Consider the following 15,540-nt stretch of genomic DNA (forward strand, 5'->3'; position numbering starts at 1 on the left):
TTGTTGGGTTTCAGAGGACTGTAATGTCATAAAATTCAATCTGTAGGTTTATGAAGACAATCTCTGATTTCGCCATCGCTGTATCCAGTCACGGATTTGGTGGTGGTGCAGGCTGATGGAACGTCCTACCACGGCAATAATCAACAGGGCGCCGGCGAGAGCGCTGGATACCTGATTGGGAACGCCAGCCATCTGTAACCCCTGTTGTAAATAACCAATTAATAATATAGCTAGCGCGGTGCCGATGATTGAACCTGAACCACCGTAAATATTGGCGCCACCCAATACTACCGCGGTGATTGCCGGCATTAGAAATGACGCTCCAAGGTCAGAGCGTGCTGATCCAAAATAGGAAACTAATACAATAGCGGCGATAGCAGAAGCTATGCCGGTCAGGGTATAGAGAAGATACAGTGTTCGGGCAATGGGAATTGCCGCGTAACGGGCAACTTTACTGCTTTGCCCAATCAGAAAAATGTTGCGTCCACTGTGTGTACGATGCATGAACAGCCAGCAAATAAGGACGCAGAGTAGAAATAGCATTAATGGCATAGGCAGCCCGAACAAAGTCAAATTAGCGAAATCAGTCAATGCTTGTGGAAAGCCGCCAATGCCTTCGTACCCGGTTGCGCCGGAGATGCCGGAAAGCAGTAAGGCACTGCCGCCGAACAGATATAGGGTGCCGAGTGTGATAACCAATGGGTTAATGCCGGTATATAAAATGAGAGCCGCATTGATTACTCCACATATTGCACCGACCAGTAGCGTCAAAGGAATAGCGGCGGCCATTGGAATCCCAGCCTGATTCATCACTCCGAGCGATATTGCGCACAGACCAATGGTTGAGCCGAATGAAATATCGATACCGCCACTCACAATAACCATCGTCAGTGGCAAGGCCACAATCCCGATACAGATAAAATCACTGGTACTGAGCAACAATATATTGATATCCAGCATGCGCGAATTTGCTATGCCAAACAGCAGAATTTCAATAATCAGTAATGCGGCTAAGGTGAATTCCCAGCCATAACGTTGACCGATATTCATTATGTCACCTGATTACTTTTGTCATTTTTGAGGAAACGGGCATATTTTTGTTGGCGGATATTTTTTTCGATGGCGCAACGAAGGCGGCCATCAAAAATCAACACCGCCAGCAGAACAAATCCGGCAATAAAATCGTTCCACCAGGCAGGGAGTTTTAGCAGTACTAAGCCACTGTTTATCTGTGTCAGGAAAAATGCGCCTAAAATAGCGCCGATTACGGTACCAGTGCCGCCAAGCAGACTGATACCGCCTAGCACGCAAGCTGCGATAGCTCTCATTTCCAGCCCACTGCCGGTCTGATTTGGGATAAAACCAATCTGGGAAGCAAAAACAATCCCGGCCAGCGCTGCCATGATGCCATTTACAGAGAAGGCAATAATTTGAATGCTATCTGTACGGACGCCCAGTTGACGAGCGCCTTGCAGGTTGTCTCCTGTGGCGTAAAAATTCCGGCCAAAAGTGGTTTTTGCCAGTATCCACGCCATTGCTAATATCAGGATCATTAACAGCCAGCCGATAGGTGAGATATTGAGCCATAAAGGTGCGGAAAGGCGCTTTAATTCGTCCGGTAAGCCTTCAATCCATTTACCGTCAGTAAGTAATAACATCAGTCCACGGTAAAGTCCCAACGTGCCGAGAGTGGTAACAATCGCGGGAATTTTCAACCAAGTGACCAGTGCGCCATTGATAAACCCGGCACACATACCGAGCAGAAGAGTCAACAAGCAGGAAACCGGCAGGTTAAAGCCGGCATTCAATGACATTCCCATAATCACTGCGCACAAGCCGGCAATGGAGCCGACAGAAACATCAATATTGCGAGTCAGCATAACTAGGGTTGCCCCTATGGCAAGCAAGATAAGGATCTGTGCACTGCTGAAAACAAGGGTGACAGTTTGTAAGCTAAAATATTGGTGGTCGATAACACTGAGTAAGCCAAATAGGCAAAGAATGGCAATCAATGCGGTGATTTCGCGGTTATTCTGGATAAGTTTCAACATGATGCCGCCTGTTGTGGTTTATGTTCGCCGAAAGCGATATGCATAATGGTGTCAACATCCATCTGTTGCTTGGTTAATTCGCCATTGATTTCTCCCTGATGCATGACTAATACCCGATCAGCCATGCGAACGACTTCGTCCAGATCCGATGAAATAAAAATAATAGCCACTTGTTGTTGGGCGATATGACGAATCAGTTGGTAAATATCATTGCGTGCCGCGACATCTACACCACGTGTAGGTTCATCAATAATAAGGACGGCGGGGTGAGCTTCCAGGCATTTAGCAATCAGAATTTTTTGTTGATTACCGCCGGATAGCGTTTTGATCGGTTGGTTGATATGGCTGAATTTAATATTTAGGGTTTGGCAATAGCGTTCAAGTACCGCGGTGTCATAGGCAGGGCGTATCCAGAATGTATTGCGGTTGTGGGTTAATGAGCAGATATTCCAGCCGAGTGATGAGTCGAGAAATAATCCTGATGACTGCCGATCTTCCGGCAAATAAACCAGCCCCTGAGCCAGACGTTGAGCGGTTTTTAGCCCATTAACAGAATGTTGTTTTAACTTGATTTCACCGGATATTGCAGGGCGCAGGCCATAAAGTGTTTCAGCCAGTTCTGTACGGCCTGCGCCAACGACCCCGGCCAAGCCAAGAATTTCACCAGGTTTTACGGAGAAGGTAATATTGCAGAAACCTTCGCCGCTTAGTTTTGTGACTGTCAGTATTGGTCGATCTGATGCTGTCTGAGACGGGCTATTGCTGAGATCCAGACCTAATTTTTGGGTGCCATTTAATGGTTGATTTTTCGCGACTGGTGTAATGGCCTGAATAATTTCATCAGTTGTGTAATCGCGAATTTCGCCACTTAAAGCAATACTACCGTCACGCATGACACTGACCTGACCCGCTAATTGGTATATTTCAGGGATTTTGTGAGAAATAAAAATGATACCGACGCCTTGCTGTTGTAACTCGCGGAGTTGGGTAAATAGGCGTTCGGTTTCTGCGGGCGTCAGGGAGGCGGTAGGTTCATCAAGGATTAAAATTTTCGAATTACGCATCAGGCCACGCATAATTTCGACCAGTTGCTGATCGGCAACATTAAGGCTGCTAGCGCTGACATGTAGATCTAATTGACAGCCAAGTAATGCCAGTAGCTGTTTCATTTTAGACTTATCTACCTGATGCTTTGGCAAACGAAACAGGATGTTTTCCTGTACAGACAAATTCGGAAATAGCAATGGTTCTTGTGGTATCAGATAAATACCGAGTTGATGGGCTTTAGTGGGATTAAGATGGCTAACATGATGACCACTAATCTTGAGAATGCCTTTATCCGGTTGTTCGATACCGGCAATAATCTTCATAAGTGTTGATTTGCCTGCGCCATTACCCCCTAACAGAGCATGTATCTGCCCCGGAAGCAGAGTAAAATCAATATGTTTCAGTACCATTACGCCGGAAAATTGCTTACTGATGCCACTGACTTCTAATAGTGGTGGTACTGCGGTGTTGTTATGTAACATCGCGGCATCCTCTTACATACAGGTGCGGAGGCAAACAAAATGAACATTTATATATTTAAAAAACAATTGTTCAACATGGTAGCTGTTAAATTGTGATATTGGCAATATTTAGATCACATTTTGTGAAAAATTTGCATATTCATTGCATTGTGTTCAAATTTTTGCAGTAAGACTCTGGCGTGTTATACGTTTTAATGGTTATCTGTTGAGTGCGGATAAAAGAAAGTGGTTATGTCGATAAAATCAGTGAAAGAAAAATCAGCTAAAGAGAAAAATATATACCCTATGGATTTCAAGATGGATCGCGACGGCAAGGGAGCGAATCCCCGGGAGCATAGGGAACTATGTGACCGGGGTGAGCGAGTGCAGCCAACAAAGAGGCAACTTGAAAGATGACGGGTATATCGTCTGAGGACACCTATCCGGGTAATAGCATGAGTGAAGAAGAGCTGCTTGCGCGTATTGCATGGTTTTACTATCACGATGGCCTGACACAAGGCGACATCGGCGATTTGCTTGGTTTGAGCCGGTTAAAAGTCTCCAGATTACTGGAGAAAGGGCGGCAATCAGGTGTCATTCGGGTACAAATTAACTCTCGTTATGAGGGGTGTTTGGAGCTGGAAGATACCCTGCAAAAACATTTCTCTTTGAAACAGGTGCGCGTTTTACCTGCACTGGCGAATATGAATCTTAATGCCAGATTGGGGGTTGGCGCGGCACATTTGCTGATGGCATTGATTGAACCGCAGCAACTATTGGCTGTGGGATTTGGTGAAACCACCATGTGCACATTGCAACATTTAAGTGGCTTTATCTCATCACAACAAATCAGGTTAGTCACATTATCCGGTGGCGTCGGTCCTTATATGACTGGGATCGGTCAACTGGATGCAGCTTGTTCAATCAGTATTATTCCCGCCCCATTACGTGCTTCGACGGCTCAAGTTGCTGAAACATTCCGTCAGGAGAGCAGTGTCCGTGATGTTTTGCTGGCGGCTTGTGCGGCTGATATTGCTATCGTTGGTATTGGCGCAGTGAATCAGAAACAGCAGGCGACAATTATGCGTTCTGGTTATATCAGTGGTGGCGAACAGCTAATGTTTGGTCGGAAAGGCGCTGTGGGCGATATTCTTGGCTATTTTATGCGTACTGATGGCGAACTGGTGGAGGATATGCAGATTCATCAGGAGCTAATTGGCATCTCCATGTCAGAACTAAAGACCATCCCAACCGTGATTGGCGTTGCGGGAGGGGAAGAGAAAGCCGAAGCCATTATTGCTGCGCTGAATGGTCAATATATCAATGGGTTGGTGACTGAAGAGCAGACTGCCAAAGCAATGTTGAATTTGCTGCGCTGAACCTGTATTGACTCTATCCGTGAAATAAGCAGAAAAAATTTGAGGTAAAGCTATAAGTTCAAAAAGTAATTAAACTGAGGATAGCATCATGAATCAACGCCGTAGTGCTAATCCATCGGGAAAATATCTGATGGCGCTTGATGCAGGAACAGGGAGTGTTCGTGCAGTGATATTTGATCTTGAAGGGAATCAGATCGCCGCAGGGCAGGCTGAATGGATACATCAGCCTGTACCTGATGTACCGGGTTCAATGGAGTTTGATTTAGCGACGAACTGGCAACTTGCATGCCAATGTATTCGTCAGGCGCTGAAAACCGCGCAATTGCCCGCCAGTGCTATTCAGGGGGTGGCATCCTGTTCCATGCGGGAAGGCATTGTGCTTTATAACCGCAATGGCGAGCCGATCTGGGCTTGCGCTAATGTGGATGCGCGCTCCAGCCATGAAGTGAGTGAATTGAAGGCGCTGTATGACAATACTTTTGAATATGATGTTTATCAGTGTTCAGGGCAAACATTAGCGTTGGGAGCAATGCCTCGTCTGTTATGGCTTGCTCATCATCGCCCGGATATCTATCGTCAGGCAGCGGCTTTAACTATGATCAGCGATTGGCTGGCAAATATGCTCAGTGGTGAATTGGCTGTCGATCCCTCCAATGCTGGTACGACAGGTATGCTGGATCTGGTGAGCCGTGGCTGGCGTCCCGATTTACTTGAAATGGCAGGATTACGTTCTGATATTCTTTCGCCGGTAAAAGAGACCGGTACCTTGTTAGGCTACATCACGGAGAAAGCCGCTGCGCAATGCGGACTGAATGTTGGCACCCCGGTCATTATGGGTGGTGGTGACGTACAACTTGGTTGTCTTGGTTTAGGGGTTGTCAAACCTGCTCAGACTGCGGTTATCGGTGGCACATTTTGGCAGCAGGTTGTCAATTTGCCGGCGCCGGTCACTGACCCAAATATGAATACACGGATAAATCCTCATGTTATTCCCGGTATGGTTCAGGCGGAGTCCATTAGTTTCTTTACTGGCTTAACTATGCGTTGGTTTAGGGATGCATTTTGCGCGGAAGAAAAGCTGTTGGCGGAGCGTCTTGGCGTTGATACTTATAGCTTACTGGAAGATATGGCGGCCAGAGTTCCGGCAGGCGCTTACGGTATCATGCCAATTTTCTCTGATGTGATGCGGTTTAAAGCTTGGTATCACGCCGCGCCTTCCTTTATTAACCTTTCCATTGATCCTGAAAAATGCAATAAAGCGACCCTGTTTCGTGCGTTGGAAGAGAACGCAGCGATTGTCTCGGCCTGCAATCTGGATCTAATTGCTGCCTTTTCAGCGGTGAAGCCAGATTCACTGGTATTCGCTGGTGGGGGTTCAAAAGGAAAACTGTGGAGCCAGATTTTATCTGATGTGACAGGGTTGCCGGTTCGGGTGCCGATGGTTAAAGAATCGACCGCTTTAGGGTGTGCAATCGCTGCCGGAGTGGGGGTGGGGCTTTATGATGCAATGGGGACTACCGGGGAAAAGCTGGTGCGTTGGCAACATGAATATCAGCCAAATCCTGAACATTATGAAGTGTATCAAAAGGCTAAACAGGACTGGCAGGCGATATATGCCGATCAATTAACGTTGGTCGATCATGGTTTGACAACTTCATTGTGGAAGGCGCCGGGGTTATAACTTTCAGCCGGTTGATTTGCTGATGGTTTGTTGGGTGTGCTTGCGCTGATATACGCCTTGTGCACCAAATATTTTTATGTCTGAATCACAATTCTTAAAGACAATTGTCATTAAGAATTGATTTTTTTATTAATTTATCCGTAGATTGAATAAATATCTTGATGGAATGTATCGTCGGTCAGTTATATCAGACCTTTTCGACGATGTTGAGCTTCTTATTTTAATCGGTTACGACTATGGAGAAGATCTATACCCAATGGATTTCAAGATGCATCGCGACGGCAAGGGAGCGAATCCCCGGGAGCATAGATAACTATGTGACCGGGGTGAGTGAGCGCAGCCAACAAAGAGGCAACTTGAAAGATGACGGGTATAAAACCATCTTTGTGGGGCTGTAATAAGGATACTATTGTAATAAATAGTTTTGATGTTCCGATGGAAGAAATTTTTCAGCCAAAAGTGAATTGTCTAGGTAATATTGAGCAGTCATTGAGTTATCTCTGGAATGTTTATACTGTGAGGAACCAAGGTTTATCTCAAAAGCATAAAGAGCTTAAAGAGATTTTCGATGAGCGCAAAGCAATTAGTATTAAGCTTGGAACGACTGATATTCCCAGGATTATGAAGATAATCAGCAACTATTTGGGGGGCAATTTCATCTATTAGCGAATGCTAATGGTATGAAATCTGCTTTACTCCAGAACCCAGAAGAACTTCCGGAAGTCTTGGAACAAGCATATCTTCTTAATGAACCGTTTTTAATTGAGATCCCTGTTGTTTACGATTATGACCTACTAAAACATATAGCTTAATTCGATTCATGATTTATAGACTTGATTACTTATTAGGGTAAATTTATATGGACGCAAGATCTGACTATTTTATTCAGTCCGCATTAGAAGTTTTTGGCGAGAATCTCCTTGGTATTGTGGAAACTGATTCATATCTCCGCCAACCTGATTATTCTTCTCGGTGTGTGAGGTATTTCTATGTGATTGTAGCTGACAATTTAGTCACAGATTGCATTACATCACTAAGATACCTTCAGGCGGAGTTTTTTGAGTTTACCCTAAATTATCTTACTATTAGTGAGTTATCGTATTATCCGCCTCATTGTATGTGGCAATTTACTAAGAATCCTTGGCTCTTACGGTCGGAAAAAATCGGTGATGTGGTACTCCCTGATATCAAAGGGAATCTTGATATATATAGACAAGCAGTCTTTAGCGTTGCCCATATTGCGCGTCTTTATTACCTCAGAAACTTGACGCCAAAAACTCACGTTTGGGGAGTACGCCAGTTTGGTTGGGCAATGCGTTACGCCGAATTGGGGCTATATCGTCTGCTTGAATCAACGGAGCTATCCTATATTAACAAAGATAGCGCGTATGTTTTGAAAGCGCCAATAGAAGACCTTAATTGGTTGATCACTTGCAATGTATCTTGGCAAAAGTTCGAAGAAGAACTTTTGTCCGATATTAATGTTTTTCGTGATGCTGCGGCACGGTTAAGTGGAATCGCGGAGTATTATTCGACGTTATTACAGCATTTGTACCCAGAGACACGTATTGTGCCGGCACGCGGTAAAGTCGACGATTCTCTTTCATTACAGCCTCTCATTGATCAAGTAATTATTCTCTTAAAGCAGTTTATTGGAGATAGATTATTAGCCTTTTATCTTCATGGTAGTGCTGCCCGAGGTGATATGCGAAGTGGTTCAGATATAGACTCTATCGCTATCGTGGATGAAGTCGATACCGTTATTCTTGAAGCAATCCGCTTAACACAATCCAGGTTCAAGGATTTATCCATCTCCGTATATAGTGCATCGAATGTTCATCAATATCCTGGTTTCAGAACATATGCGCTCATCAATGGAACTAAGCGTGTCTATGGTAATCTTGCTTTAGAAATGAAACCGTCATTGAAAGATGATATGTATGGCCTTATTAACAATCTATTTACTATAAGGCAAATAGCTCGTTCTTATCTGATTTCTGGTACATATGGACATCGGGCACATTATATGCTCGGACTGATGATGAAACTCACAGATCATGGTTGTTTACGCCCTTTGCAAATCCTAAAAAGTGGTTTCTATCCAACTAAGAAAACGCAGGTTTTGGAATACTACAGAGACAATGAAATTCTCACTGACATTATTAAATATACGCAAAACCTAAAAGAATGTGAGAACACGTTAAAGCAAAAATTGCTTATTGGAAGTCGAACTGAATTAGAAAACTTATTCTATTTATTACTTGACGCATGTGAAATAGTGACAGAGAGATTACATATGGTACAGGTCGAGAAGTCAATTTCATAGACGGAATGATTCTGGTTATTTCAGCTAAGAATATTACGATGGATAAAATATTAATTCGTATCTAAACATAGTCATTAGCTAGTGCAATAATTTAATTATTGTAATTCTATTTACACTAATGTGTCAGTTTAATGCACATATATTATTACGAGGAATAAAGTATGACGTCTAAAATATTGGCAAGATCAATTAACGAGTTTTTTGAAGTACAACAATTATCAGACCAGATTATTCTCAAGCCAAATCGAAAAATAAAGATGAAGATACTTGATGAAGGTTTAATGCAAACAGCCATCTGTAGAAGTAATATAGGTCGAATCGATGAAAAAGAGTTGAAGCTTGAGTACAGAGGCCATAATGTTCGAGATCTAGCAAATAACTATTCTTTTAGTGATGTTGTGTATCTTCTGATTACAGGGGAACTAAATTCAGAAGGAAGTGAAGAGTTTTTGGATATGCTCCATAATAATTACCTATCAGCACTCGAGCATATTGAAAAGTTAACACCTGTAATATTAGATACTACTCCCACTGATTTCCTTGCAATTGCAGTCCTATCTTCGCAGGGTAAATGGCTTGTTGACCGTTCTGTAAAAATAAAGGACGAACGTCTGATAATTACTGCATCTATTTTGGCAGTAATAGCTGCTGCTATTGCTATATATGTTCAAAAATATGCTATATCCGAACCTGTATTTAAAACTTTTTTCGATACTGAACGTCGTTTCTCTGCAAACTTTTTAGCAACATGCTTTGGGCAACCATGCGACGAGATCGCAGAAGAAATGCTAAACAAGTTTTTAATTCTTCATGCAGAACATGGTCTGAATTGCTCAACTGCAACCGTTAGAGCTGTAGCAAGTTCCGGCGCAGATCCATTTAATGCTGTAGCTGCGGGTATTTGCGCATTTAGCGGCCCTCTTCATGGAGGTGCGAGTGAGAAAGTTGGTTTAATGATCGATGATATACATGACAATTCTGAAAATATTAGTACTTTTATTGATGAACTAGTAGAAAGAAAGCAACGTCTTATGGGATTTGGCCATCGAATTTACAAACAACCAGACCCTCGAGCTTCTTACATGAGCGATATTCTTATCAAACAGAAGGCAAAATTCGATGTTATTTCTTCCTATGTAAATATTTCACAGGAACTTGCATCGGAAGTATCGAAAAGGCCGTATTTTTCGCAACGGGGATTATACCCAAACCCGGATCTATTTAATGGGTTGCTACTTCGTAGAGCTGGTTTCAAGTCGCACATGAATACTGCTCTCCTTTGCTTTAGCCGTGCTGCTGGTTGGTTGGCTCATTACTATGACAGTATTGACAGTAAAGCGCCAATTCTGCGACCACAGGAGCTATATTTATGAAAACAAAGCATAAACTAGTACGGAAATTAATCGTATTTGGATGTGGTCCTCATTTTTTAAATAGATATTTAGATGTTCTGTTGGAGTACCGCGATACCATTGAGGTTATGCTTATAGTTGACTTGAAATGCCGAGAAATGAAAATTCGCTGTGCATTAGATGAGAAAGGATTAAAGCCCAGAGCATACTTATTTCTTGATGAACAATACAGAAATTATCCAGATTCAGACGAAATTTACAGGTTACTTTCTGCAATTCCAGAAGCCCATCAAGCTGATGCTGTTATAGTGAGTACTGAACCAAAAGCTCATAAAGTATATGCTTTATGGGCAGCTGAAAATGGATTGAACGTGTTCATGGATAAACCAATAACCGCTCCTTATTCATCAAACGCGGAAAATTTAATAGTAGATTTCGCAGAACTATTGACTGCTTCGAGAAAAACCAACAGTAGATTTGTAATCAGTTGTGAACGTCGAATGCAATTTGGATATAGATATGTGGAAAAGTTTTTAACTGAATTCATGAGTTCATTCCAAATACCTATCACATCAATGCATGTTCATTTTGGTGGCGGGTGGTGGGTAATTCCATCGGAAATGCTCAATTTGGAAAACCATCCGCTTAAATACGGTTATGGAGTATTATTTTATTCTGGGTATCATTATTTAGATCTGGTTGCTCGCTTTGCACTCTACAATAAAAAAATACAGGATATAGACCTCTTGAAACCACATGTCAAAACAATGGTAGTACGCCCAAATGCTCTGGCGGAAGCTCTACCATTTACGACTTATTCACATGCCCTTAAGAAAGAGGATAAAAGTCAAGATCAAATTGCACGCCAATTGTCGGACTATGGTGAATTAGACTTTTCAGTAATAGGAAATTATTCCCAAGGTATTCAACATCGAATGTTTTTCAGTATGGATTTGATGGAAACAACCTTAACTGGAAGGATAATGCCGGATAGTATTCCAAGCGATGGACGAATACGACAGGAAATCGTAAATATTCACTTGGGGCGCTTTTGCTCAATTAGTATCGTATCGAATTCTTTCCGGAAATTGACAGAAGGTGACACGATACCGGAAGATTTCAGCATAACGATTGCTACCCACCCAATGTTTACCCGGAGGGGGGAACAGACTGTGTTACGAATCAACCGCAAAGATCTATCACAGTTAAATCCAAGCCTCCCTCTATGCGCGGGCTTGAATGTCCACGCAAGAAAAGAGCAGCTTCGCGATTTTTTAAGTGGTGGAGATGCGAACTCAGAGTTATCAACTCACGAAAATTCAGTTGCATTGCTTGCTGCGGTTTATGAACAGGTCTCTAAGACAAACATAGTTCCTCAATAGCTCAAGTAGAGGCCGAGTTATGAACGGAAAATTAGATCTGCTACCTTTTACTACATTTGTTCAAGGTTTCCTTTTTTGGGCCGCAGCTACTGCGGCCGTGGGTTATATACCTTTGCTTGTAGAAACGACGAATTTTTCCACAACACAAGCAGCCGTCTTCCTATCGGGAACTGCTATTGGAAGAATGGTATTCCAGCCTATTATGGGGCAATTTATCTCGCCTAAAAACTGTTTACAGGTATATGCCGGTGCATTAATTGGACTTATGTCTTGTAGCATCTGTTTATTCCTTTTTAGCAACCCTGTTAGTTTACTATTGTGTTCTAGGCTGCTGGAAGGGGCTTTTTTTTCAGGATTCATTATCTCCTGGCGAACACAGCTTAATAGATTTTCCCAATCTCCGAATTTTGAGTCGGTGAATGATAGCTATGTTATTTCCCAAAATGCTGGGCGTTTAGCAGGTCCAATGGCTGGTGGGATTATCGTTGCGAAGTTTGACCTTTATAGTGTTTTCTTATTCTCAGCAATTCTGTATTCCTTGTGTCTGATAATATTGCCCCAAAAAACTACTATCACATCTACTGACAATCATAGCCGTGAACATATTCGGATAACGTACGCTCAGCTCTTTAGTCGTAATTGGAGGCTACTCCTGGTTCACCATCTAGAATTTATGTGTCTTGGTTTATGGTTAGCCTCATGGCCTATCTTTGCTGTATATGCTAGTGGATTCAGCCCAACAGAGGTTGGCTATTCGTTTGCTATTGCAGCTGCGGGAGGTTTTTTGGTTTTACCATTGCGTAAGCTGTTACGAAAAACAGCTTTAAAGGTACGATTTGTCATCTCTCTTGTACTTTTGTTTTTGCAACCGAGCGGTGCTCTTTTGATATCAGCTCACTTAGGTCTTTGGATAATGTTACTATTGGGGGGGCTTGGTAGTACCATTTATTTCACTGCCTTTCATCAGTTTATATCGAAGACTTATCCTGTTGAACAAATTCCTGCAATTTATGGATTCTTGGGCACAAGCACATTTTTAGCTTAAGCGATCGGCCAAGCTGTAACACCATATGCTCAGCAATTTGGCGGAATCGATGCACCAATTGTTATCGACGCTATATTGCTTCTTATCATGATATTAATCGCTTTTAGAGTATATAAAAAAGGGAGTGAAAAATATGATTTGTTCTAATTCCTTCTTAAGTGAATATGATGGTGTCGCACTTTCCCCTATTTCATTTCTAAGACGAGCAGTACTGAGTAACGGAGATGATATTGCTGTAATAGATGGAGAATATTGTTGGACTTGGAGCCAATATGCATCTCGGTGTGAAAGGCTTGCAATAGCTCTGAAAAAAATTGGCGTTTGTAAAGAAACAGTGGTGTCTGCGCTTCTACCCAATATACACGAACTTCTTGAATTACATTTTGCAGTTCCAATGGCAGGTGGTATTTTGAATGCGCTCAGTACTCGAACGGACTCAAATACTTTAAATTTTATATTTAAAAAACTTAATCCTAAGGTATTGTTCATTGATAGAACCTTTATTTCACTGTTAGATGATGTTTCCCTAGACAAACAAGTAAAGATAATTGTTGTTGATGTGGATGGTGTAGTCATTTCGGAATCAATTTTTGACCGAGAATTTATTCAATATGAATCGCTGATAACTACGCACAAATTGGGAGAGTTGTCTTTTTCTCTGCGCGATGAACAACAAGCGATCAGCATAAATGTAACTTCAGGAACAAGTGGACAACCTAAACTTATTGTTTATTCTCACCGTGGCGTGTTTCTCAATGCCGTTTCTAATGTTTTGGATTGGGATATACCAAAGCAACCGATATTTTTATGGACGTTACCAATGTTTCACTGTAACGGGTGGTGTTTTCCGTGGGCTATTACCGCTCGAGGAGGTACGCACATCTGTATGCGTAAGTTTGACGCAGAAGAAGCGGTATTGTTAATGCAGAAACATAAGGTAACACATTATTGTGGAGCGCCTATTGTCCATTGCGCACTAGGGACTATTGCTCGGAAACAAGGGCTGCATTTTGAGGAGAAAATTCATGGATTAGTTGCAGGTGCGCCTCCTACAGAGATGATGTTTTCTCTATTAGATTCCATTGGAATAGCAGTAACACAAGTATATGGTATGACTGAGACATATGGGCCTGTTGTTGTGTGTGAAGAAAAGAGCGATTGGGAGAAACTCCCTAAATCTGTAAGAATATCCAAAAGGATGCGTCAGGGCATTGTCTCAAATTTGCAAGGTCAAGTTTGTGTTCTTGAGGAAAATACGGGACTACAGGTGCCTTTTGATGGAAAGACTGTTGGTGAACTTGTAATTCGTGGAAATATGGTTGCATCTTATGATCCAGATCGGCATGTGACTTTTGATACAGCAAGTAAATGGCTTTTTACGGGGGATTTGGCTGTCGTTGAAGATGACGGCTATATTAGAATTATAGACAGAAAAAAAGATATTATTATTTCTGGTGGTGAGAATATTTCTAGTCTGGAACTAGAAAATGTACTGTCAAACTATCCCGGTGTTTTAGCTGCCGCCGTTGTAGCAAAGCCAGATTCACATTGGGGTGAAGTACCGTATGCATTTATAGAGCTCGAAGAAACTTCATCTGTTACAGAGTATGAATTGAATAATTATATTTGTACGGTAATAGCACGGTATAAGCGTCCTAAGGGATATACTTTTTTAACCTTACCTAGAAATGCAAGTGGAAAAATCATAAAAGAGCAATTGAGACAATTGATTAGTAATTCCTGAGATCCCGATGTTGGGATCTCGTATTATGATTATATAGCCAACGCCCTTAATGGGATTCTTACTAGTGCCAGAATTAGTGGCGAATTTGCGCCAATTCGTCTTCGGAAAGACCGGTCATTTTCATAACGGTCGTGCGATCAAGACCACTAGCCAACATAGTGCGGGCAATCTTAATCGCTTCCTCTTTACGGCCTTTTTGTTCGCCCAGCTGTATACCTTTCTGTACACCCAGCTGTATACCTTTCTGTTCACCCAGCTGTATACCTCTCTGTTCACCCAGCTGTATACCTTTCTGAATCCCGCGTTGTTCGCCTTCAAGGCGCAGTTTTTCAGCGATAGTCATCAGAGCTTCCTCATGCTGTGGCATGCGTAATGCCAGAGTATTCAACAAAGCAGTCGGGTCGTGGGATTCTCCCGCCTGCAACATGTAGTTTATCACAGAAACCAGTTGTTCCTGAGTGGTGTATCCTTCAAGCAATAATGTGACCAATTGCTCAAGAAAATCAGCCAGGTCGCGCTGCCGAATATGTTTCTGTAGCAGCTCAAGCACGGCCATTCGTCGGTGTTTCATGATTTCGTCATCGGCAATGACGGTGATATCCACCAGCGGGAAATCTTTACTGTAGAGTTCGCTGGCCAGCTCAGGGTCATCAAACTCCTGCAACCAGCTCATTGAATATGGATATGGACTGACTTTTCCTTGGTAGAATAATATCGGTATTACCAGAGGTAGCGTTTTATGACCAGCATCAAGATGACGTTGCATCGCAGCGATCGCATAGCGTAGCAGCCGAAACGCCATATGCTTATCCGGTGAACTCTGATGCTCAATCAGGCAATACACGTAGCCATCACCCTTACCTGCTTTCAACGAATACAATACGTCACTGTAGTACGGTCGAAGATCGTCTTCGATAAAACTTCCTGACGCTAGTTGCAGCGTTTCCAGATCACACACTTCGAGTAGCGCCGGTGGTAGATGAAATTGCAGAAAATCCCTGGCGGTATCCGGATGTGTCAAGAACTGCTTAAAAATAGCATCATGCAATGTAGGCGTGGTGTTTTTCTTCAT

The 15,540-nt window shown here is 42.6% G+C and carries 12 protein-coding genes; 8 read left to right on the forward strand and 4 right to left on the reverse strand.

The window, feature by feature from the left end; all coding sequences use genetic code 11:
• Positions 1-48: 48 nt before the first annotated feature.
• Genes lsrD through lsrA form a run of 3 tightly spaced genes read right to left on the reverse strand, consistent with a single transcriptional unit; the run spans position 49 to position 3,580 of the window.
• Positions 49-1,050: an autoinducer 2 ABC transporter permease LsrD gene (gene lsrD, locus TI10_RS15650; protein ID WP_049584343.1), complete on the reverse strand. Its 1,002-nt coding sequence runs from the start codon at positions 1,048-1,050 to the stop codon at positions 49-51.
• On the reverse strand, positions 1,050-2,051 hold the full coding sequence (gene lsrC, locus TI10_RS15655) for an autoinducer 2 ABC transporter permease LsrC (RefSeq protein WP_049584344.1): 1,002 nt from the start codon (positions 2,049-2,051) through the stop codon (positions 1,050-1,052). Before lsrC ends, lsrD begins: the two co-directional genes overlap by 1 nt.
• Positions 2,045-3,580, reverse strand: a complete 1,536-nt coding sequence (gene lsrA, locus TI10_RS15660; RefSeq protein WP_049584345.1) for an autoinducer 2 ABC transporter ATP-binding protein LsrA — start codon at positions 3,578-3,580, stop codon at positions 2,045-2,047. Before lsrA ends, lsrC begins: the two co-directional genes overlap by 7 nt.
• 392 nt (positions 3,581-3,972) lie before the next feature.
• Between lsrA and lsrR the strand changes: the two genes are divergently transcribed.
• The 8 genes from lsrR to TI10_RS15700 all read left to right on the forward strand — a co-directional run bounded on the left by lsrR (position 3,973) and on the right by TI10_RS15700 (position 14,468).
• Positions 3,973-4,938, forward strand: coding sequence for a transcriptional regulator LsrR (gene lsrR / locus TI10_RS15665; protein WP_049584346.1), 966 nt, complete (start codon positions 3,973-3,975; stop codon positions 4,936-4,938).
• Between the two features lie 88 nt (positions 4,939-5,026).
• Entirely contained in the window at positions 5,027-6,619 is a 1,593-nt protein-coding gene (gene lsrK / locus TI10_RS15670) for an autoinducer-2 kinase (RefSeq protein ID WP_049584347.1), read from the forward strand.
• Between the two features lie 363 nt (positions 6,620-6,982).
• Positions 6,983-7,285, forward strand: a complete 303-nt coding sequence (locus TI10_RS15675) for a hypothetical protein (RefSeq protein ID WP_049584348.1) — start codon at positions 6,983-6,985, stop codon at positions 7,283-7,285.
• 193 nt (positions 7,286-7,478) lie between these two features.
• Positions 7,479-8,945: a nucleotidyltransferase domain-containing protein gene (locus tag TI10_RS15680; RefSeq protein ID WP_049584349.1), complete on the forward strand. Its 1,467-nt coding sequence runs from the start codon at positions 7,479-7,481 to the stop codon at positions 8,943-8,945.
• A gap of 161 nt (positions 8,946-9,106) precedes the next feature.
• Positions 9,107-10,318 carry a citrate/2-methylcitrate synthase gene (locus TI10_RS15685; protein ID WP_049584350.1) on the forward strand — a complete coding sequence of 404 codons (1,212 nt, stop codon included), beginning with the start codon at positions 9,107-9,109 and terminating at the stop codon, positions 10,316-10,318.
• Positions 10,315-11,679: a Gfo/Idh/MocA family oxidoreductase gene (locus tag TI10_RS15690; protein ID WP_049584351.1), complete on the forward strand. Its 1,365-nt coding sequence runs from the start codon at positions 10,315-10,317 to the stop codon at positions 11,677-11,679. Before TI10_RS15685 ends, TI10_RS15690 begins: the two co-directional genes overlap by 4 nt.
• Positions 11,680-11,698: 19 nt before the next feature.
• Complete coding sequence (locus TI10_RS15695) at positions 11,699-12,724, forward strand: MFS transporter (RefSeq protein WP_049584352.1); 1,026 nt, start codon at positions 11,699-11,701, stop codon at positions 12,722-12,724.
• A gap of 133 nt (positions 12,725-12,857) precedes the next feature.
• Entirely contained in the window at positions 12,858-14,468 is a 1,611-nt protein-coding gene (locus TI10_RS15700) for an AMP-binding protein (protein WP_049584353.1), read from the forward strand.
• Positions 14,469-14,541: 73 nt separating this feature from the next.
• On the opposite strand, the gene TI10_RS15705 is transcribed toward TI10_RS15700, so the two are convergent.
• Entirely contained in the window at positions 14,542-15,540 is a 999-nt protein-coding gene (locus tag TI10_RS15705) for an Rpn family recombination-promoting nuclease/putative transposase (protein WP_049584354.1), read from the reverse strand.

The sequence above is a fragment of the Photorhabdus luminescens subsp. luminescens genome (genome assembly GCF_001083805.1).
In the GTDB taxonomy this organism is placed as follows: domain Bacteria; phylum Pseudomonadota; class Gammaproteobacteria; order Enterobacterales; family Enterobacteriaceae; genus Photorhabdus; species Photorhabdus luminescens.